Genomic DNA, 17162 nt, shown 5'->3' on the forward strand with positions numbered 1-17162 from the left:
ACACATCACCACGATGTGCATTGAAGACCGGCGGACCGGTGCTTCGCCCTGCCCTATTCGGCAGCTTCGAGGTGGATGCGACCGCTTTCGCAGAGATAGCGTCCGCGGGCGGCGGCGGGCGCGACCCCGGCCGGGCGCACCTCGGCGAGGAAGATCAGGCATGAGCAGCGCAGCAGCGAGGCGAAGTTGCGCACCTCGCCATGCAGGTCCAGCACCTCGTCATGCAGCTTGGTGACGAATTTGCCGACGCTCATGCCCTGATGGACGGCAACGTCCTCGAGCACGGTCCAGAAGGCCGCTTCCAGGCGAATCGAGGTCGAATGACCGCCGATCCGCACCGAGCGGGTCTGGCTCTCATAGGTTTCGGGCGCTTGGCCCGCGAAGATGTGGCACATGGGGCGTCTCCCGGAATGTTCTCGTTTTGAACGATTCCATCCCGGGAACACGGCGCTGTAAAGCGAAAACGCGACAGCGCGCACTCTCAGCCCTGGCGGCGGGCCGTTACCTCGATCTCGATCTTCATCTCCGGTTGCAGGAGACCGGCGACGATGAGCGTGGCGGCAGGCCGCGCTTTGGCGAAATAGCTGCCGAAGATCGGGAAGACGGTGTCGGCATAGCTCGCATCGGTCACGATGTAGCGCACCCGCACCACATCATCGAGGCCGGCGCCCGCCTCCGCCAGCGCCGCCGCGATGTTGCGGAAGCAGGCATGGGTCTGGGCGACGAGATCCGCGGGCAGCTGCATGGCGGCATAGTCGTAGCCGGTGGTGCCGGACACGAAGATGTCGTTCCCGTCGACCACGGCGCGGGAATAGCCGGCCAATGCCTCGAAGGCGGAGCCGGAGGAGATGCGGCGACGCTCAGCCATGGTTGTTTCCCCGTGAAGTGAAGAACCGCGTCACGGCTGGCTCCGTCCCGGCCATCCACGTCTTCCTGCTGCGCCAAAGACGTGGATGCCCGGCAAACGGCCGGGCATGACGGCGTGGTTCCGATCCGTCAGGACCACGGCCGCTCATTGGCCAGCGTGTCCTCGAAGGACTTGATCTTGTCCGCCTTCACCTGGGTGAGGCCGATATCGTCGAGGCCGTTGAGCAGGCAGTGCTTGCGGAACGCATCCACCTCGAAGGAGATGCTGCCGCCGTCCGGCCCGGTGATGGTCTGGCTTTCCAGATCGACGGTGATTTTGGCATTGGCGCCGCGCCCGGCGTCGTCGAACAGGGCGGCGAGCTGCTCGGGCGTAACCTTGATTGGCAGGATGCCGTTCTTGAAGCAGTTATTGTAGAAAATGTCCGCGAACGAGGTCGAGATCACGCAGCGTATGCCGAAATCCAGCAGCGCCCAGGGCGCGTGCTCGCGCGACGAGCCGCAGCCGAAATTGTCGCCGGCGACCAGGATCTGCGCGCCCTTATAGGCCGGCTTGTTGAGCACGAAATCGGGATTGTCCGACCCATCCTCGAGGTAGCGCAGTTCCGAGAACAGCCCGGTGCCGAGCCCGGTGCGCTTGATGGTCTTCAGGTACTGCTTGGGGATGATCATGTCGGTATCGACATTGACCAGATGCAGCGGCGCCGCGACGCCGTTCAGGGTGGTGAACTTGTCCATCTCTCAAACCTCCAGGACGCCGGAGCGTCCGTCAAATTCAATCGGAGCCGGCGGGTCTCAGCCTGCCGCCTCCTCGATGCGCTCCATGTCGTCGTCCGACAGGCCGAAATGGTGGCCGATCTCATGCACCAGAACGTGGGTGACGATGTCGCCCAGCGTTTCCTCGTTCTCCGCCCAATAGTCGAGGATCGGGCGGCGGTAGAGAAAGATCATGTTGGGCAGCACCCCGGTGACCGTCTCGTAGCCCTGCGCCAGGCCGATGCCCTGGAACAGGCCGAGCAGGTCGAACGGGCTTTCCGCCTCCATCTCCTTCTGCACCTCGTCGGTCGGAAAGTCCTCGACCCGGATGACGAGATTGCCGCACAGCGCCCGGAACTCGTCGGGCAGCCGGGCATAGGCCTCCTCCGCCATCTCCTCCATGTCGCCGAGGGAGGGCGCCCCGCGCTTCAGCCAGTCCCCGCTTTCGGTCATCGGCTCACCTGAGATAGGTCGCAAACAGATAATAGGCCATTGCGAGCCCCGCCACGACGGCGAGCCCGCGCCCGATACGGCGGCCCCACACTTCCATGGGGTCGTCCTCGGGCGGAAACTCGTTGGGTGCCCGGCTCATGCGGCGGTTTCCCCTGCCCGCACATTTCCGATTCGCACGGCCATGGACGGGTTTCGCAAGGGCACCCCTACAGCCGGCGCGGTCCGCACACCCCACATCTCCATCGGGCGACGTCCTAGAGAAGGACGACGATAATGACCACGATGACATCCCGCGCGGCCGGCGCGATGAAGACCGGCCTCGTCGCACTCACCTTGCTTGCCGGCAGCGTCGGCATCGCCGCCGCTCACGGTGGAGGCGGCGGCTTTGGCGGCGGCGGCTTCCATGGCGGCGGCTATGAAGGCGGCGGCTTTCACGGTGGTGGATTTCCCGGCGGATACCACGATGGCGGCGGCTATTTTCCGCACGGCATTCCCTTCCACAACGTCTACCACAACCACGGCTATGGCTTCGGCTACGCGCCCTTCTTCGGCGACTATGCCTTCGGGCCGTACTCGTCCTATCTGGATGAGGGTCCGGCCTGCAGCACCGCTCTGGTGAAGGTCGGAACGCCCCACCATCGCCGCTACGTCAGGGAAACGAACTGCGGCTGAACCGACGCGCGCCTGCGTACCCGGCCCGGCGCGAAGCCGGGTCGGGAACACGCATCACACGGCGCCGGGCCACTGGCGCACGTCCACGAAGCGCCCGGCGATCGCCGCCGCCGCCGCCATGGCCGGGGAGACGAGATGGGTCCGGCCCTTGAAGCCCTGCCGCCCCTCGAAATTACGGTTCGAGGTGGAGGCGCAGCGCTCCTCCGGGCCGAGCTTGTCGGCGTTCATGGCGAGGCACATGGAGCAGCCGGGCTCGCGCCAATCGAAGCCGGCCGCGCGGAAGATCGCGTCCAGACCCTCGGCCTCGGCCTGCAGCTTCACCAGGCCGGAGCCCGGAACGATCATCCCGCTCACGCCCTCGCGGATGGTGTGGCCGTTGACGATCTTCGCCGCCGCGCGCAGATCCTCGATGCGGCCATTGGTGCAGGAGCCGATGAACACCTTGTCGACGGCGATGTCGGTGATCTTGGTTCCGGCGATCAGGCCCATATAGGCCAGCGCGCGCTTCTTCGCCTCACGCCGGTCGGCGTCCTCGATGGCGTCTGGATCCGGCACGCGTCCGTCCACCGAGATCACGTCCTCCGGGCTGGTTCCCCAGGAGACGATGGGCGGCAGCGAGGCGCCGTCGAGGCGGATTTCCTTGTCGAAGAAGGCACCTTCATCGGAGCGCAGCGTGTCCCAATAGCGCAGCGCCGCATCCCAGGCGGTGCCCTTCGGCGCGCGCGGGCGATCCTTGATATAGGCATAGGTCGTCTCGTCCGGCGCCACCATGCCGGCCCGCGCCCCGCCCTCGATCGACATGTTGCAGACCGTCATGCGGCCTTCCATGGTGAGGTTGCGGAACACCTCGCCGGAATACTCGATGACATAGCCGGTGCCGCCGGCGGTCCCGGTAGCGCCGATGATGGCGAGCGTCACGTCCTTGGCGGTCACGCCGTCCGGCAACCGGCCGTCGACCGAGACGCGCATGTTCTTGCTCTTCTTCTGGATCAGCGTCTGGGTGGCGAGCACATGCTCGACCTCCGAGGTGCCGATGCCATGAGCAAGCGCGCCGAAGGCGCCATGCGTCGAGGTGTGGCTGTCGCCGCACACGATAGTGGTACCCGGCAAGGTGAAGCCCTGCTCCGGGCCGATGACGTGGACGATGCCCTGGCGCTTGTCGAGCTCGTTGAAATATTCGACACCGAACTCGCGGGCGTTCTCCGCCAGCGTCTCCACCTGGATGCGGCTCTCCGGGTCGTCGATGCCGAAGCGGCGGTCCGTCGTCGGCACGTTATGGTCGACCACGGCGAGCGTCTTGGACGGCGCATGCACCCGGCGGCCGGCCACGCGCAGGCCCTCGAAGGCCTGCGGGCTTGTCACCTCATGCACCAGATGCCGGTCGATATAGAGCAGGCAGGTGCCGTCTTCCTGGCGGTCGATGATGTGGTCGTCGAAAATCTTGTCGTACAGGGTGCGGGGAGCGGACGTGCTCATCTGGCGTCTCACGAAACAGGGAAACAAGGGGCGGGGCAGCAGCGCGGCCGGGAGCACGGGGCTCCGGGCGGCGCTCAGCTAAGCCCGGCGACCGCGCAGGCGGTGAAGCGGCCGAAGAAACGCGCCGGCATGCGGACATGGTCCGGCACGGCGGCAAAGCCGATCGTGGTCGGCAGCCGGCGGCGAACCTCGGGACGCGCGGCGCCGGGCGCCGACGAGACCGTCGCGCCGCAGGAAGCCGTGGTCGAGGAGCCTTCCGCCATCATGGAACCCTTCTAGCAAGAACGTCTTCTAGCAAGTCTTGAGCGCGCAAACAATCACCGCCCGTGATGTCAGCCACGCCGGACCGCGCACGAGCCCGTGACGACCGGGTGAGCGGCGCGAAACTGTAATAATGTATAACCAAGTATCTGCCCGATGTTTTTCTCTGCGACACTAAGATCAGGGGCGTTACGAAAGGATATGGCGTAACGTAAGCCTCGACGCCAAGCTGAGCGGGCGTTGGGAGACAACGATGCGTGTGACCGACATCGCCCTGATCGCTGCAACCCTCGGCGTGTTCGTCGCCGCCGAAGCGCATAACCGCATCGATATGACCCCGCAGCTTGCCAAGGCAGAGGCGGCCCCCGCCCGCCAGTTGATCACCTGCCCGCTGCGCCGGCCGGACTTCGCCACAGTCATGCAGGCGGCGATGCTGGGCGACGGCACGCTGCTGGTGGAGCAGCAGACCAATACCCGCGTGCTGCACATCAAGGATTGCTGACGCGCGCCCCGTTTGGGCAGCCCGCTCAGGCGGCGTGCATGCTCTGCCGCGCGCTCTTCATGTCGCGCACCGGCGGCTGGCCGAACAGCCGGCCATATTCCCGGGTGAACTGCGGCACGCTCTCATAGCCGACGGCGAAGGCGGCGCTGCTGGCCGAGGCGCCCTCCCCGGCCATGAGGCGGCGCGCTTCGATCAGCCGCAGCTGCTTCTGGAACTGCAGCGGCGAGAGCGAGGTGACGGCGCGGAAATGCTGGTGGAAGGCGGAAACGCTCATTCCCGCCTCGGCTGCCAGCCTTTCGACCGGCAGCGGCCGGGCAAAGTCGGCGCGCAGCAGGGTGATCGCCCGCGCCACCCGCCGTGCATGGCCGTCCGGCCATCCGAGCCGGCGGATGGCCGCGCCGTGGCGGCCGGCCAGCAGCCAGTAATGCAGCTCGCGCACCAGCTGCGCCTGCAGCACCGGCAGGGCGGCCGGACGATCGAGCAAGCGCATGAGGCGCAAGGCGGCATCGGCCACCTCGCTGTCGGTCGGGTCGACCCGCACCGGCGCGCCGCCGTGCCCAAGCGCACCCTGCATCTGCGCGCCGAGGTCCGCGATCACCGTCGGGTCGAGTTCCATCACCAGCGACAGATAGGGCGCGGCATGGCTGGCCTGGATGATCTGGCTGGCGATCGGCACGTCGGCGGTGATGAGCAGCGTGTCGCCGGCGCCGAAGCGAAACTCCTGCGTCCCCGCATTGTGCGTTCCCCAGTCGCGCGTTCCCATCGCGACATGCTTGGCTCCCTGCACCACCAGGCAGATGAGCGGGCGGGAAATGGCGTGGGCGATGCCGGTGGGGGCCGTGGCGCGCACGACCATGAGGCCGGGGACCGCGGTGGGCGCCATGCCGTTCGCGTCCGCGTGGAGCTTGCCGTGTCGGGCGACGGCGTCGAGCAGCGTTGTCATGCCGGCATGATAGCGCAGGACGGCTTCTGTTGAACCTTCTTTGGAGGATTGAGCAAGCAATCGCGGCCATCCGGCAACCGCCGCCACGGGGCCGGCTCCATATCTGGTTCATCCACCTGACAGGAGACCTATCATGACGAAGATCACCCTCATCACCGGCGGCAGCCGCGGCCTTGGCCGCAACACCGCCCTCTGCGTCGCCCGGCACGGCGGCGATGTCGTCGTCACCTATCAGAGCCGCGAAGACGACGCCCTCGCCGTCGTTGCGGAAATCGAAGCGCTCGGCCGCAAGGCTGTCGCGCTTCAGCTCGACACCGGCAAGATCGCCGGCTTTCCCGACTTTGCCGATCGGCTGCGCAACACGCTCAGCGCCATCTGGGGCCGCGAGACCTTCGACCACCTCGTCAACAATGCCGGCCACGGCGACTACGCGTCCTTCGCCGAGACCACCGAGGCGCAGTTCGACCGGCTGGTCGACGTCCATTTCAAGGGCGTGTTCTTCCTGACCCAGACGCTGCTGCCGCTGCTCGCCGACGGCGGACGGATCGTGAATTTTTCCAGCGGCCTGACGCGGTTCGCCTATCCCGGCTATGCCGCCTATGCGGCGACCAAGGGCGCGGTGGAAGTGCTCACCCAATATCTGGCGAAGGAGTTGGGCGCGCGCGGCATCGCCGTCAACACCGTGGCGCCCGGGGCGATCGAAACCGATTTCGGCGGCGGCGCCGTACGCGACAACCCGGAGATCAACCGGCACATCGCCGGCATCACGGCGCTCGGCCGCGTCGGCGTGCCGGACGATATCGGCCCGATGGTCGCCAGCCTGCTCTCCAGCGACAACCGCTGGATCAACGCCCAGCGCATCGAGGTCTCGGGCGGCCAGGCGATCTGAGCCCCCGCCCATCGCGCGAAAAACAAAAAGGCCGGGGCATGCCCCGGCCTTTTCATCAAATGCGAAGCGTGGTGCTCACTCGGCAGCGGCGACCGGGGCAGCGCCCTTCTTGCGGCTGCCGGCGTTCTTGTCCTGGCGCTCGGCGATACGGGCCGACTTGCCGCGACGATCGCGCAGGTAATAGAGCTTGGCGCGGCGGACCTTGCCGCGGCGGACAACCTTCAGGCTGTCAATGTTCGGCGAATAGAGCGGGAACACGCGCTCGACGCCTTCGCCGTAGGAAATCTTGCGGACGGTGAAGCTCTCATTGATGCCGCCGCCATTGCGGGCGATCACAACGCCTTCATAGGCCTGAACGCGGGTGCGCTCGCCTTCCTTCACCTTCACGTTCACGATAACGGTATCGCCCGGCTGGAAGTCGGGGATGGCGCGCACTTCGGAAAGCCTGGCGGCCTGCTCGATGTCGAGCTCGCGAATAATATCAACCATTTTATCACCTCAGGCGAGATCGGTCAGGGCATGTCAGACCCGGCCGCCCGCATCTTGCTGTTGTCAGTTGGTAGTGACGGCGCGCCCTATACGCGAAACCGAAGGGTTTGTCATTCCCCCTTCGTCGCAGGACCGTCATGCGCGGCGCGCCAGGTCGCCCAGAGGTCCGGCCGGCGGGCCTTGGTGACGGCCTCCGCCTGCTCGCGACGCCAGCGCGCGACCTTGGCATGGTCGCCGCCGGTCAGCACGGCGGGGATCTCAAGCCCCTCGAAATTCTGCGGGCGGGTATATTGCGGGTATTCCAGCAGCCCGGCGGAGAAGCTCTCCTCGGTGCCTGAGTTAGGATGCCCCATGACACCCGGCAGCAGCCGCACGCAGGCGTCGAGCAGCACCAGCGCGCCGATCTCGCCGCCGGACAGCACAACGTCGCCCACCGAGACTTCCTCCAGTTCCCGTGCGGCCACGAGGCGATCATCGACCCCCTCGAACCGCCCGCAGACGACGACGACCCCGTCGCCCGCCGCCAACTCGCGCACCCGCTTCTGGGTCAGCGGCGCACCGCGCGGCGTCATCAGCAGGCGCGGGCGGGTGTCGCCCTGCGGCGCGGCGGCATCCACCGCACGGGCTAGCACGTCGACCCGCATCACCATGCCGGGGCCGCCGCCGGCCGGCGTGTCGTCGACCGAGCGGTGGCGGTCGGTGGCATGCTCGCGCGGATCGACGGTCTCGACCGCCCAGCCGCCCTGCCCCAGCGCGCGCCCCGCCAAGGACAGGCCGAGCGGGCCGGGAAACATCTCGGGGAAGATGGTGACGATCGAGGCGCGCCACATGGCAGGGTTTCCGATCCGGTGGCCAGCGTGGTCAGGCCGTCATCCCGGAATGGCTGCAGCCCTATCCGGGATCGCGTGAAAGATAGGGCTCTACGTACGGCGCGCGATCCCGGCTCGGCCCTCGCTTGGCCGGGATGAGGGCTCGCCCAAGCCGTCCCGACGGCCGCTCAGCCTCGGTCCGCCTCGGGCGGCGGGGCCTCCTCGCGCGCCCATTCGCCGGGATCGACCGTGAGGCGCCCGGCCTTGAGATCGACGCTCGGCACCACCGCCTTGGTGAAGGGCAGCATAAGGGTCTTGCCCCCCGCCTCGGGGGATATTTCCAGAATGTCGCCGGCGCCGAAATCATGCACCGCCACCACCTTGCCGAACGGCGCGCCATCGCCGGTGAGCGCGGCCAGCCCGATCAGGTCGGCATGGTAGAAATCGTCTTCCTCATCGGGTTCCGGCAGCAGGTCACGGGTGACGTAGAGGCCGGCATTGGTGAGCGCCTCTGCCGCCTCGCGCGTGTCGACGCCTTCCAGCCGGGCGACGAAATGATCCTTCGCCGGCCGCAGCGTCTTGATGCGGAAGACGCGCGTGCCCGCCTCGTCGGTGAGCGGCTCGTAATCCTGCAGCGCGGCGGGATCGCCGGCAAAGACGAACAGCCGCACCTCGCCGCGCACCCCGTGCGGGGCGCCGATGCGGGCGAGGAGGATGCGGTCAGGGGACATGAAGCGGTCTCGCGGCAGATCAGGCAAGCGCCTGCGGCGCAGCCTCTCCTAGGTCCCGGATCGGCGCTTTGCTATGGCGTCGCTGGTCCGGGACACAGCAATGGGCCCCGTTTCCCGGACAAGACGCGCGCGGCGCGGCGCCGATCCGGGACCCAGCAAAAGATGCCGCCGAAGGTGTCGACCCTCATGGGTCGACACCTTCGGCGCAGGGTCTCACTCGGCAGAGGGGGCCGCAGCGGCGGCGGCAGCGGCTTCGGCGGCCTTGGCGGCCTCGGCAGCGCGCTCCTGCGCCTTCTTGCCGGGAACGGCCTTCTCCGGGTTGTTGCGCGCAGCGCGCTTCACCAGCTCAAGGCTGTCGAGGAAGCGGGCGACGCGGTCGGTCGGCTGGGCGCCCTTGGCGAGCCAGGCCTTGGCCTTCTCGACGTCGAGGGTGAAGCGGTCGGTCGCATCCTTGGGCTTCAGCGGATCGAAGGTGCCGATCTTCTCGATGAAGCGGCCATCGCGCGGAGAGCGCGAATCGGCGACCACGATGCGGTAATAGGGACGCTTCTTGGCGCCGCCACGGGCGAGACGGATCTTGAGGGACATGTCTTTCTTCCTTTGGTGTCGATGTCGTCGGTTGGTGTCTGTCGTCATCCCGGACGAAGAGAGCGCAGCGAACGCCGATCCGGGATCGTTTGACGCCTAAGGCGGGGAACGATCCCGGATCGGCGCTTGAAGCGCCGTCCGGGATGACGGCAATGGGGTCAGTTCATCGGGCCATCACTTCTTCTTCGGCGGGAAGCCCGGCAGGCCCGGAAGCCCGCCCGGCTTGGTTCCCAGCCCCGGCAGCCCGCCCGGAAGGCCGGACATGTTGCCGGGGAAATTAGGCGGCAGACCGCCGCCACCAAGCCCGCCGGGCATCTTCTCGGCCATCTGCTTCAGCTGGTCGGGGCTCGGCATGCCGCCCCCACCCAGGCCGAACATGTTGGCGAGGCCGGCCATCGGCCCGCGCTTGGCCCCCGGCGCGCCCATCGCCTTCATCATGTCCGCCATCTGGCGGTGCATCTTCATCAGCCGGTTGACCTCTTCGACCTTGGTGCCGGAGCCGGCGGCGATGCGCTTGCGGCGGGACCCGTCCATGAGCTTCGGGTTGCGCCGCTCCTTCTTGGTCATCGAATCGATGATCGCCTTCTGGCGCTTCAGCACCCCGTCATTCATGCCGGAGGCGGCGAGCTGGTTCTTCATCTTGCCGACGCCGGGCAGCATGCCCATCAGCCCGCCGAGGCCGCCGAGCTTCTCCATCTGGTCGAGCTGCATGCGCAGGTCGTTGAGGTCGAACTGCCCCTTGCGCATGCGATCGGCCGCAGCCATCGCCTTTTCGGCATCGATGTTCTCGACCGCCTTCTCGACCAGCGACACCACGTCGCCCATGCCGAGGATGCGCCCGGCGACGCGGCGGGGATCGAAATCCTCCAGCGCGTCCATCTTTTCGCCGGTGCCGAGCAGCTTGATCGGCTTGCCGGTGACGGCGCGCATGGAAAGGGCGGCACCGCCGCGCCCATCGCCATCGGCGCGGGTCAGCACGATGCCGGTGAGGCCGACGCGTTCGTCGAACGCCTTGGCGGTGTTCACCGCGTCCTGGCCGGTGAGGCTGTCGGCAACGAGCAGCACTTCATGCGGCTTGGTCGCCGCCTTAACCTCAGCCACCTCGGCCATCAGCGCTTCGTCGAGCGTGACGCGGCCGGCGGTGTCGAGCATCACCACGTCGTAGCCGCCGAGACGGGCGGCCTCCATGGCGCGCCGCGCGATCTGCACGGCGGACTGGCCGGCAACGATCGGCAGGGTGGCGACGCCGACCTGCGTGCCGAGCGTGGCCAGCTGCTCCATCGCCGCCGGGCGGCGGGTGTCGAGCGAGGCCATCAGCACCTTGCGGTTGCTCCGCTCGGTCAGGCGCTTGGCGATCTTGGCGGTGGAGGTCGTCTTGCCCGAGCCCTGAAGGCCGACCATCAGCACCGGCACTGGCGGGGCGGCTTCGAGGTCGATCGGCTTGGCGTCGGAACCGAGCATGGCGATGAGTTCGTCATTGACGATCTTCACCACCATCTGGCCGGGGGTGATCGACTTGATCACCTCGGCACCCACCGCGCGCGCCCTCACCTTGTCGGTAAAGGAGCGCACCACGTCGAGCGCGACGTCGGCCTCGATCAGGGCCCGGCGCACTTCGCGCATGGCCTCGTTCACGTCGGCCTCGGTGAGGGCGCCGCGTCGCTTCAGCCGGTCGAGTATGCCGCCAAGGCGGTCGGTCAATGAATCGAACATGCGTTCGCTCAGCTCCATTTCCCGCAGGTCACTACGCAACGCCGAACGTCGCCCGAGGGCGCAAAGCGCTGTCGGGCGTTAACCTCCGGACTCAAGGACCGGGCGGCGGGTCGGCTCGCGGGTTCTGCGAGGATGCGGGTTTCGTAAGCGCCGCCCGCGGGTAAGTCAAGTTTTCGCACGCTTTCGCACCCTTTCAAAGACTGCGGCAGAGGGCGAGGCCATCTGACAGCGCCTTGCCAGGGCTCATGGCCCGACGAGATAATGGCCCGTCCATTCCGAGGTCGGGATCGCCGCGCCCAGCGTGTAGCGGAAGCTCTTCACCTCCAGCCCCTCATGGGCGGTCTCGCATTCATAGGCGATGTGATACCAGGTCGCCCCGCTGCGCACCGCCGCGCCCGGCGCCCGGATCGCCCAGCCCTTGATCACCGGGTCGGCATAGGCATAGGCGACCAGTTCGTCCGGATGCAGCGCCTTGTGCTCGCGCCCGACCTCGCCCATAGCGCGGGCATTGCACCGCTGCTCGATCCGCTCGGACGGCACCAGCATCATCATCTGGTCGTCGGCCGAACGTGCCTGTGCCGGCGGCACCGAAAGGGGCACGGCGGCCAGCGCGAGGAGGAGGATGGCAGGTGCGGCGGCGATGTGCGGCATAAGCGCTCGATTCCCGTATCGTCGATGATGCGTTGGTTGAATAGCGCAGTTTTGTCCATCCTGTGGCTCACATCCGCGTTTCGACGCAGGAGGGGCATGTTGCCGAGATTTGTGCGGCAGATTAGAACCGCCCCATGGCGCTGATGGACCTTGCCAACCCCACTCGTTTCCTTGCCCTTTCCGGGCGCGTCCTGCCATGGCTGACCGGCCTTGCGCTGGCGACGCTGGCGCTTGGCTTCTTCCTCGCCTTTCGTGCCCCCGCCGACTACCAGCAGGGCGAGACGGTGCGGATCATGTACATCCACGTGCCTTTCGCGTGGCTGGCGATGTTCGGCTATTCCATGCTGGCGGTCTCGGCGCTCGGCATCCTTGTCTGGCGCCACCCGCTGGCGGATGTCGCGCACAAGGCTATGGCGCCCATTGGCGCGGTGTTCGCCTTTCTGTGCCTGTTCACCGGTTCGCTGTGGGGGCGGCCGATGTGGGGCACCTACTGGGTCTGGGACGCGCGGTTGACCTCGATGCTAGTGCTGCTGCTGCTCTATCTGGGCCTGCTCGCGCTGCGCTCGGCGATCGAGGACCCCAACCAGGCGGGCCGCGCCGCGGCGGTGCTGTCGCTGGTCGGCTTCGTCAACGTGCCGATCGTCAAGTTCTCGGTCGACTGGTGGAACACGTTGCACCAGCCGGCCTCCGTCTTCCGCATGGACGGGCCCACCATCCACCCGAGCCTGCTGTGGCCGCTGATGATCTGCGCCCTCGGTTTCACCTTGCTCATGCTGGCGCTGCACATGGCGGCGATGCGCACCGAAATCTACCGCCGTCGCCTGCGCGTGCTCGAAGCGCGCGCCGCCGCCGAGGCCGCCTATGCGTGAGGCCGCGTGATGCTTGGTGGAATGCTTGGCGAGCATGGCTTCTTCATCCTCGCCTGCTATGGGATGAGCGCGCTGGTGCTGGGCGCTTTGGCGCTGTGGATCGTTATCGACGGGCGCCTGGTGCGGCGCCGGCTGGACGAGCTGGAACTACGCGGCGTGCGCCGCCGCTCCGCCGGGCGGGAGCCCTCGTGAGCGCCTCCTCGGACACCCTGCCCGGATCGCCCCCGCCCGAGCCGCCCGCGCCGGAAAAGACCGGTCGCCGCCGGCTGCTCGTGCTGCTGCCGCTCGTCGCCTTCCTGGCGCTGGCGGGCCTGTTCTATGGCCGGCTGTTCTCGGGCGACCCGTCCCGCGTGCCCTCGGCGCTGATCGGCCGGCAGGCGCCGGCGCTCGACCTGCCGGCGCTCGAAGGGTTGATGCGCGACGGTCAGCCGGTGCCCGGCCTTGTCTCGGCCGCGCTCAACGGCGAGGTGACGGTGCTGAACGTCTTCGCCTCCTGGTGCGTGCCGTGCCGCGACGAGCATCCCTTTCTTGTCCAGCTGTCGCAGATGCCCGGCTTCCGCCTCGTCGGCCTCAACTACAAGGACGATGCAGGCAATGCCCGCCGCTTCCTCGGCCGCTTCGGCAACCCCTACGCGGCGGTCGGCGTCGACGCCAACGGACGCACCGCGATCGACTGGGGCGTCTATGGCGTGCCGGAGACCTTCATCATCGGCAAGGACGGGCGCATCGCCTACAAGTTCATCGGCCCGATCGACGCGCAGGGCCTAAAGGAACGCCTGCTGCCGGAGATCGAGAAGGCGCAGGCGGCGAACTGAGGGCCTGCTCTCGGGGGGGCCGTCATCCCGGCCGGAGCGGAGCGGAGAGCCGGGATCGCTATCAATTCGCCAAAGCGATCCCGGATCGGTCCTGTGGACCGTCCGGGATGACGATTGCCGCCCCCCTCAGTTCCGCTCATCCGGCAGAACGGGGATCGGCAGCACCTCGATCTCGTCCTCGATCAGCGCCCGCACCTCGTCGGGTGTCGCCTCGCCGCGGATCGCGCGCTTCTCCTCCTCGCCCTCATGCATGCGGCGGGCGCGTGTCGCGAACTCGTCGCCGACATCGACGGAATTGGCGACGACATGCGCCCGCACCGCGCGCAGCATGGCGCGCAGCTGCTGCTCCTTCTCCGACATCAGGGCGACGGGCTGAACGGCGGGCGAAGGAGCTGCGCTTGCCTCCGGGGTTTCCGCCGGCTCGACGGGAGCCTCAGCCGCGAATTTGCGCGCCGCACGGCCCAGCGCCGGGGCCATCAGCGCCTTCTCCACCTCAAGCGAACCGCAGACCGGGCAGGTGACGAGGCCACGCGCGCGCTGGTCGTCATAGGCGGTGGAATCGCGGAACCAGCTCTCGAACTCGTGCTCCTTCGCGCAGCACAAGCGGTAGAGGATCATGCCCCGCCACCGGGAACGAGATGCAGCCGGCTCTGGTCGGCCGGCATCACAAGCTCGAAGCGACGCCCGTTGGACAGCGAGGGAATGCGCGCGCGCACGGCCGCCACCTTGGCCGGGTCGATCTCGGCGGCGACGATTCCGGGCTCGGTCCCACCCTCGGCGAGAACAGCGCCCCACGGGTCGATGATGAGGCTGTGGCCGAAGGTCTTGCGGCCGTTCTCATGCGTGCCGCCCTGTGCCGCCGCCAGCACGTAGCAGCCGGTCTCAATGGCGCGCGCCCGCTGGAGAATGTGCCAGTGCGCCTCCCCCGTCGACTGGGTGAAGGCCGCCGGTGCCGCGATCATCCCCGCCCCGGCCTCGGCCAGCGCGCGGAACAGCGCGGGAAAGCGCAAATCATAGCAGATGGTGAAGCCGAGCCGGATCTGCGGCAAGTCCGCGACGATGGCCAGGTCGCCCGGACGATAAGCGGCGGATTCGCGGTAGACGTCGCCATTGGGCAGGTCGACGTCGAACATGTGGATCTTGTCGTAGCAGGCGGCGATCGACCCGTCGGGAGCGAGGAGATAGGAGCGGTTTGCCGCCCGGTGCTCGCTGGCCCGCACCGCCAGCGAACCGATGTGCAGATGTATCTTGAGCTCCGCCGCCAGCGCCCGGAACGCCGCGAGCGCCGGATCGTCTTCCTCCGCGTGCAGTACCCTGAACAGCGCGTCGCGGTTCTCTTCCATGGTGCCGGTCATCTCCGGCGTCTGGATATAGCTCGCCCCTGCGGCCGCCGCTTCGCGGATCATCGCGGACGCCGCCTCTATATTGGCCGCGACGCTCTTGGCCGTGCGCATCTGGATGAGTGCGGCGCGGAAGGGAGCGCCGAGCGGCGGGGTGCCCGGCGTGATGGTGTCGGAAGAGGCGGTCATGGTTACGGTCTCGTTCAGCTTGCCACGAGCGCGTCCAGCTCGCCGGCCTCCTCAAGGGCGTAAAGGTCGTCGCAGCCGCCGACATGCCGTCCATCGATGAAAATCTGCGGCACGCTCGTCCGCCCATTGGCCCGGCTCGACATCGCCGAGCGCGCCACCGGGTCGCCGGTCACGTTGAACTCGGAGAATTCCAGGCCCTTGCGCTGAAGAAGCGCCTTGGCGGCACGGCAATAGGGGCAGGTATAGGTCGTGTAGATCTCGATCTTCGACATCGACTGGTCGTCCTTGCCGTCGGCCACCGCAGCGGCCGGCATTCGTGTTTCTTATGATATGGGCGCGTCATGCCCGTCAGCAACCCGCGCGAACACAAGGACGTCGACCTGTCCCGCCCCGGCGCGCAGCAGCGCCTTGACGCAGGCATCGAGGGTCGCCCCCGTGGTCAGCACATCGTCCACCAGCACCACCCGCCGGCCACGCAGTTCGCCCTTCGCCATGTCGGGCACGGCGAAGGCGCCCTGGACATTGCGCGCCCGCGCCGCCCGGTCGAGCCCCACCTGCGGCAGGGTCGCCCGCCGGCGCTCCAGCCAGCCGGCGCGCACCGGCACGCCGATTGTCCGGCCGATGACCCGGGCAAGGGCGGCCGACTGGTTGAAACGCCGCCGCCAGAGCCGCAGCCGATGCAGCGGCACCGGCACCAGAGCCTCGGCCTCCTGGAGAATGTCAGCTCCGGCGCGCACCATCATCCTCGCCATGGGCGGGGCCAGATCGAGCCGGTCGGCATATTTGAGACCGTGGATCAGGTCGCGCGCCACATCTCCGAACAGCACCACCGCCCGGGCACGGCCATAGGCCGGCGGTTCCGCGCGCGCCTCCGCCGAGATTACCCGGCCCTCGCCGGGCTGGAACGGCAGCGGCGTCCCGAGGCGGTCGCAGATCGGCGGACCAATGAATGAGAGGCGGCTCCAGCACGCGCCGCACAGGCATCCCGGCTCGTCCACCGCCGCGCGGCAGGCCATGCAGGCCGGCGGTAGCGCGACATCGACAAGCCCGCGCATGACGCGGCGCGCCAAGGCGCGCGCCCGCCCGAGAAGGGCCGGCGCAGGCTCGGTCTCGCAAACCGGCTCAAAAGACGGATCCATGCCGCCAGCCTAGCATGGGCCGCGGCGACCCGCTGCGCAGGACGGCTGCAACCGGACGGCCTTTGACCCCGTGCCGCTGTCGCCCTATGGCTCTCGCCCAAGGAGCATCCCAATGTCAGCTTCGCCGGCCTCCGGTTCCCCGCTCGATGTCTTCGATCCGCGCGCCCTGGCGCAACGCCGCCGCCGGGCCCGGGCGCTCGGCCCGGAGACGTTCCTGCTCGACCGGGCAGCGGAGGATCTCGTCGACCGGCTCAGCGCGGTGAAGCGCCGGTTCGGCACCTGCGCCGATCTCGGAACGCCCACACGCACCCTGCGCGACGCGCTTGCGGGCTCGCCGATGGTCGAGCGCTATTTTGCCTTCGGCCCCGCCGAGCGCACCGATGTCGATGCCGTCACCGACCCGGAAATCCTGCCCTTCGCGCCGGCCTCGCTCGACCTCGTCATCTCCGCACTGGCGCTTCAGAGCGTGAACGACCTGCCCGGCGTTCTCGCGCAGATCCGCCGCGCGCTGCAGCCGGATGGACTGCTGCTCGCCGGGTTTTTCGGCGGCGGCACGCTCGCCGAGCTGCGGGAGGCCTTCGCCGTTGCCGAAAGCGACACGCTCGGCGGCATCTCGCCGCGCGTGGCGCCCTTTGTCGATCTGCGCGACCTCGGCGGGCTGCTGCAGCGCGCCGGCCTCGCTTTGCCGGTTACCGATGTCGACCGCGTGGTGGTGCGCTATGGCGACCCGCTGGCACTGATGCACGATCTCCGCCGCATGGGCGCCGCCAACCCGCTCACCGACCGGCGCCGGGCCCCGCTGCTGAAGAAGACACTGGCGCGGCTCTTCGAGGTCTATGCGGAACGCTTCGCCGACCCGGATGGCCGCTTGCGCGCGACCTTCGAAATCGTTTGGGTGTCCGGCTGGGCGCCGCATGAGAGCCAGCAACAGCCGCTGCGGCCCGGTTCGGCGAAGGTACGCCTCGCCGATGCGTTGAAAGTGCCGGAGGGCCGGCTGAAAGGCGACGGCTAGC

The 17162-nt window shown here is 68.1% G+C and carries 25 protein-coding genes and 1 pseudogene; 7 read left to right on the forward strand and 19 right to left on the reverse strand.

All coding sequences use genetic code 11. The annotated features are described in order from the left end of the window. Nucleotides 1-53: 53 nt before the first annotated feature. The 5 genes from ACQY76_RS00830 to ACQY76_RS00850 form a co-directional block, all read right to left on the reverse strand. A complete protein-coding gene (locus ACQY76_RS00830) occupies nucleotides 54-395 on the reverse strand; it encodes a ribbon-helix-helix domain-containing protein (RefSeq protein ID WP_428031034.1) in 342 nt (113 codons plus the stop codon). A gap of 86 nt (nucleotides 396-481) precedes the next feature. Beyond that, nucleotides 482-868 (reverse strand): RidA family protein, encoded by a 387-nt coding sequence (locus ACQY76_RS00835; RefSeq protein WP_428031035.1) that lies wholly within the window; start codon nucleotides 866-868, stop codon nucleotides 482-484. 128 nt (nucleotides 869-996) lie between these two features. Further along, nucleotides 997-1602 (reverse strand): 3-isopropylmalate dehydratase small subunit, encoded by a 606-nt coding sequence (leuD, locus tag ACQY76_RS00840; RefSeq protein ID WP_428031036.1) that lies wholly within the window; start codon nucleotides 1600-1602, stop codon nucleotides 997-999. Between the two features lie 57 nt (nucleotides 1603-1659). Further along, nucleotides 1660-2073, reverse strand: a complete 414-nt coding sequence (locus ACQY76_RS00845; RefSeq protein WP_428031037.1) for a metallopeptidase family protein — start codon at nucleotides 2071-2073, stop codon at nucleotides 1660-1662. A 4-nt stretch (nucleotides 2074-2077) separates the two neighbouring features. After that, a complete protein-coding gene (locus ACQY76_RS00850) occupies nucleotides 2078-2212 on the reverse strand; it encodes a hypothetical protein (protein WP_428031038.1) in 135 nt (44 codons plus the stop codon). Nucleotides 2213-2346: 134 nt separating this feature from the next. Here ACQY76_RS00850 and ACQY76_RS00855 point away from each other — a divergent pair, with 134 nt between their 5' ends. Beyond that, complete coding sequence (locus ACQY76_RS00855) at nucleotides 2347-2745, forward strand: hypothetical protein (protein ID WP_428031039.1); 399 nt, start codon at nucleotides 2347-2349, stop codon at nucleotides 2743-2745. Between the two features lie 54 nt (nucleotides 2746-2799). Here ACQY76_RS00855 and leuC read toward each other — a convergent pair whose 3' ends face one another. Then, nucleotides 2800-4221 (reverse strand): 3-isopropylmalate dehydratase large subunit, encoded by a 1422-nt coding sequence (gene leuC, locus ACQY76_RS00860; RefSeq protein ID WP_428031040.1) that lies wholly within the window; start codon nucleotides 4219-4221, stop codon nucleotides 2800-2802. A gap of 74 nt (nucleotides 4222-4295) precedes the next feature. After that, complete coding sequence (locus tag ACQY76_RS00865) at nucleotides 4296-4487, reverse strand: hypothetical protein (protein WP_428031041.1); 192 nt, start codon at nucleotides 4485-4487, stop codon at nucleotides 4296-4298. A gap of 248 nt (nucleotides 4488-4735) precedes the next feature. On the opposite strand from ACQY76_RS00865, the gene ACQY76_RS00870 reads away from it, so the two are divergent. Further along, nucleotides 4736-4984, forward strand: coding sequence for a hypothetical protein (locus tag ACQY76_RS00870; protein ID WP_428031042.1), 249 nt, complete (start codon nucleotides 4736-4738; stop codon nucleotides 4982-4984). A 25-nt stretch (nucleotides 4985-5009) separates the two neighbouring features. On the opposite strand, the gene ACQY76_RS00875 is transcribed toward ACQY76_RS00870, so the two are convergent. Continuing rightward, complete coding sequence (locus ACQY76_RS00875) at nucleotides 5010-5258, reverse strand: helix-turn-helix domain-containing protein (protein ID WP_428031043.1); 249 nt, start codon at nucleotides 5256-5258, stop codon at nucleotides 5010-5012. 124 nt (nucleotides 5259-5382) lie between these two features. Continuing rightward, nucleotides 5383-5927: pseudogene (locus ACQY76_RS00880) on the reverse strand (AraC family transcriptional regulator); the annotation flags it as partial. A 133-nt stretch (nucleotides 5928-6060) separates the two neighbouring features. Between ACQY76_RS00880 and ACQY76_RS00885 the strand changes: the two are divergent. Further along, on the forward strand, nucleotides 6061-6816 hold the full coding sequence (locus ACQY76_RS00885) for an SDR family NAD(P)-dependent oxidoreductase (RefSeq protein WP_428031044.1): 756 nt from the start codon (nucleotides 6061-6063) through the stop codon (nucleotides 6814-6816). A 75-nt stretch (nucleotides 6817-6891) separates the two neighbouring features. Here ACQY76_RS00885 and rplS read toward each other — a convergent pair whose 3' ends face one another. The 6 genes from rplS to ACQY76_RS00915 form a co-directional block, all read right to left on the reverse strand. Further along, nucleotides 6892-7305 carry a 50S ribosomal protein L19 gene (gene rplS, locus ACQY76_RS00890; RefSeq protein WP_428031045.1) on the reverse strand — a complete coding sequence of 138 codons (414 nt, stop codon included), beginning with the start codon at nucleotides 7303-7305 and terminating at the stop codon, nucleotides 6892-6894. A gap of 110 nt (nucleotides 7306-7415) precedes the next feature. Further along, nucleotides 7416-8135, reverse strand: a complete 720-nt coding sequence (gene trmD, locus ACQY76_RS00895; protein ID WP_428031046.1) for a tRNA (guanosine(37)-N1)-methyltransferase TrmD — start codon at nucleotides 8133-8135, stop codon at nucleotides 7416-7418. A gap of 167 nt (nucleotides 8136-8302) precedes the next feature. Then, the gene (gene rimM / locus ACQY76_RS00900) at nucleotides 8303-8845 is read right to left on the reverse strand and encodes a ribosome maturation factor RimM (RefSeq protein WP_428031047.1); all 543 of its coding nucleotides are present in this window, start codon (nucleotides 8843-8845) and stop codon (nucleotides 8303-8305) included. A gap of 213 nt (nucleotides 8846-9058) precedes the next feature. Continuing rightward, nucleotides 9059-9433 carry a 30S ribosomal protein S16 gene (rpsP, locus tag ACQY76_RS00905; protein ID WP_018387430.1) on the reverse strand — a complete coding sequence of 125 codons (375 nt, stop codon included), beginning with the start codon at nucleotides 9431-9433 and terminating at the stop codon, nucleotides 9059-9061. Nucleotides 9434-9607: 174 nt separating this feature from the next. Then, nucleotides 9608-11146 carry a signal recognition particle protein gene (gene ffh, locus ACQY76_RS00910; protein WP_428031048.1) on the reverse strand — a complete coding sequence of 513 codons (1539 nt, stop codon included), beginning with the start codon at nucleotides 11144-11146 and terminating at the stop codon, nucleotides 9608-9610. A 243-nt stretch (nucleotides 11147-11389) separates the two neighbouring features. Continuing rightward, nucleotides 11390-11797, reverse strand: a complete 408-nt coding sequence (locus ACQY76_RS00915) for a DUF930 domain-containing protein (RefSeq protein WP_428031049.1) — start codon at nucleotides 11795-11797, stop codon at nucleotides 11390-11392. 134 nt (nucleotides 11798-11931) lie between these two features. Between ACQY76_RS00915 and ACQY76_RS00920 the strand changes: the two genes are divergently transcribed. From ACQY76_RS00920 to ACQY76_RS00930, 3 genes are read left to right on the forward strand one after another with little or no spacing between them, the layout of a single operon-like run. Further along, a complete protein-coding gene (locus ACQY76_RS00920) occupies nucleotides 11932-12666 on the forward strand; it encodes a heme ABC transporter permease (RefSeq protein ID WP_428031050.1) in 735 nt (244 codons plus the stop codon). Nucleotides 12667-12675: 9 nt separating this feature from the next. Further along, entirely contained in the window at nucleotides 12676-12858 is a 183-nt protein-coding gene (ccmD, locus tag ACQY76_RS00925) for a heme exporter protein CcmD (RefSeq protein ID WP_428031051.1), read from the forward strand. Further along, entirely contained in the window at nucleotides 12855-13481 is a 627-nt protein-coding gene (locus ACQY76_RS00930; protein ID WP_428031052.1) for a DsbE family thiol:disulfide interchange protein, read from the forward strand. Before ccmD ends, ACQY76_RS00930 begins: the two co-directional genes overlap by 4 nt. Nucleotides 13482-13607: 126 nt before the next feature. Here the strand turns inward: ACQY76_RS00930 and ACQY76_RS00935 are convergent, their stop codons facing one another. Genes ACQY76_RS00935 through ACQY76_RS00950 form a run of 4 tightly spaced genes read right to left on the reverse strand, consistent with a single transcriptional unit; the run spans nucleotide 13608 to nucleotide 16149 of the window. Beyond that, nucleotides 13608-14099, reverse strand: a complete 492-nt coding sequence (locus tag ACQY76_RS00935; RefSeq protein ID WP_428031053.1) for a DUF1178 family protein — start codon at nucleotides 14097-14099, stop codon at nucleotides 13608-13610. After that, nucleotides 14096-15010 (reverse strand): carbon-nitrogen hydrolase family protein, encoded by a 915-nt coding sequence (locus ACQY76_RS00940; RefSeq protein WP_428031054.1) that lies wholly within the window; start codon nucleotides 15008-15010, stop codon nucleotides 14096-14098. Before ACQY76_RS00940 ends, ACQY76_RS00935 begins: the two co-directional genes overlap by 4 nt. A 14-nt stretch (nucleotides 15011-15024) precedes the next feature. Then, nucleotides 15025-15282, reverse strand: a complete 258-nt coding sequence (gene grxC, locus ACQY76_RS00945) for a glutaredoxin 3 (RefSeq protein ID WP_428032904.1) — start codon at nucleotides 15280-15282, stop codon at nucleotides 15025-15027. 51 nt (nucleotides 15283-15333) lie between these two features. Further along, nucleotides 15334-16149, reverse strand: a complete 816-nt coding sequence (locus ACQY76_RS00950) for a ComF family protein (RefSeq protein ID WP_428031055.1) — start codon at nucleotides 16147-16149, stop codon at nucleotides 15334-15336. A 112-nt stretch (nucleotides 16150-16261) separates the two neighbouring features. Here ACQY76_RS00950 and ACQY76_RS00955 point away from each other — a divergent pair, with 112 nt between their 5' ends. Beyond that, nucleotides 16262-17161 (forward strand): methyltransferase domain-containing protein, encoded by a 900-nt coding sequence (locus tag ACQY76_RS00955; RefSeq protein ID WP_428031056.1) that lies wholly within the window; start codon nucleotides 16262-16264, stop codon nucleotides 17159-17161. Nucleotide 17162 lies beyond the last annotated feature (1 nt).

Origin of the sequence: Ancylobacter sp. (assembly GCF_965279025.1) — a bacterium.
Classification (GTDB): domain Bacteria; phylum Pseudomonadota; class Alphaproteobacteria; order Rhizobiales; family Xanthobacteraceae; genus Ancylobacter.

Excerpts from the sequence above, each read along its gene's own strand:
- ACQY76_RS00830 (WP_428031034.1), bottom strand. The coding sequence starts at position 395 with ATGTGCCACATCTTCGCGGGCCAAGCGCCCGAAACCTATGAGAGCCAG.
- ACQY76_RS00835 (WP_428031035.1), bottom strand. The coding sequence starts at position 868 with ATGGCTGAGCGTCGCCGCATCTCCTCCGGCTCCGCCTTCGAGGCATTG.
- leuD (WP_428031036.1), bottom strand. The coding sequence starts at position 1,602 with ATGGACAAGTTCACCACCCTGAACGGCGTCGCGGCGCCGCTGCATCTG.
- ACQY76_RS00845 (WP_428031037.1), bottom strand. The coding sequence starts at position 2,073 with ATGACCGAAAGCGGGGACTGGCTGAAGCGCGGGGCGCCCTCCCTCGGC.
- ACQY76_RS00850 (WP_428031038.1), bottom strand. The coding sequence starts at position 2,212 with ATGAGCCGGGCACCCAACGAGTTTCCGCCCGAGGACGACCCCATGGAA.
- ACQY76_RS00855 (WP_428031039.1), top strand. The coding sequence starts at position 2,347 with ATGACCACGATGACATCCCGCGCGGCCGGCGCGATGAAGACCGGCCTC.
- leuC (WP_428031040.1), bottom strand. The coding sequence starts at position 4,221 with ATGAGCACGTCCGCTCCCCGCACCCTGTACGACAAGATTTTCGACGAC.
- ACQY76_RS00865 (WP_428031041.1), bottom strand. The coding sequence starts at position 4,487 with ATGATGGCGGAAGGCTCCTCGACCACGGCTTCCTGCGGCGCGACGGTC.
- ACQY76_RS00870 (WP_428031042.1), top strand. The coding sequence starts at position 4,736 with ATGCGTGTGACCGACATCGCCCTGATCGCTGCAACCCTCGGCGTGTTC.
- ACQY76_RS00875 (WP_428031043.1), bottom strand. The coding sequence starts at position 5,258 with ATGAGCGTTTCCGCCTTCCACCAGCATTTCCGCGCCGTCACCTCGCTC.
- ACQY76_RS00885 (WP_428031044.1), top strand. The coding sequence starts at position 6,061 with ATGACGAAGATCACCCTCATCACCGGCGGCAGCCGCGGCCTTGGCCGC.
- rplS (WP_428031045.1), bottom strand. The coding sequence starts at position 7,305 with ATGGTTGATATTATTCGCGAGCTCGACATCGAGCAGGCCGCCAGGCTT.
- trmD (WP_428031046.1), bottom strand. The coding sequence starts at position 8,135 with ATGTGGCGCGCCTCGATCGTCACCATCTTCCCCGAGATGTTTCCCGGC.
- rimM (WP_428031047.1), bottom strand. The coding sequence starts at position 8,845 with ATGTCCCCTGACCGCATCCTCCTCGCCCGCATCGGCGCCCCGCACGGG.
- rpsP (WP_018387430.1), bottom strand. The coding sequence starts at position 9,433 with ATGTCCCTCAAGATCCGTCTCGCCCGTGGCGGCGCCAAGAAGCGTCCC.
- ffh (WP_428031048.1), bottom strand. The coding sequence starts at position 11,146 with ATGTTCGATTCATTGACCGACCGCCTTGGCGGCATACTCGACCGGCTG.
- ACQY76_RS00915 (WP_428031049.1), bottom strand. The coding sequence starts at position 11,797 with ATGCCGCACATCGCCGCCGCACCTGCCATCCTCCTCCTCGCGCTGGCC.
- ACQY76_RS00920 (WP_428031050.1), top strand. The coding sequence starts at position 11,932 with ATGGCGCTGATGGACCTTGCCAACCCCACTCGTTTCCTTGCCCTTTCC.
- ccmD (WP_428031051.1), top strand. The coding sequence starts at position 12,676 with ATGCTTGGTGGAATGCTTGGCGAGCATGGCTTCTTCATCCTCGCCTGC.
- ACQY76_RS00935 (WP_428031053.1), bottom strand. The coding sequence starts at position 14,099 with ATGATCCTCTACCGCTTGTGCTGCGCGAAGGAGCACGAGTTCGAGAGC.
- ACQY76_RS00940 (WP_428031054.1), bottom strand. The coding sequence starts at position 15,010 with ATGACCGCCTCTTCCGACACCATCACGCCGGGCACCCCGCCGCTCGGC.
- grxC (WP_428032904.1), bottom strand. The coding sequence starts at position 15,282 with ATGTCGAAGATCGAGATCTACACGACCTATACCTGCCCCTATTGCCGT.
- ACQY76_RS00950 (WP_428031055.1), bottom strand. The coding sequence starts at position 16,149 with ATGGATCCGTCTTTTGAGCCGGTTTGCGAGACCGAGCCTGCGCCGGCC.
- ACQY76_RS00955 (WP_428031056.1), top strand. The coding sequence starts at position 16,262 with ATGTCAGCTTCGCCGGCCTCCGGTTCCCCGCTCGATGTCTTCGATCCG.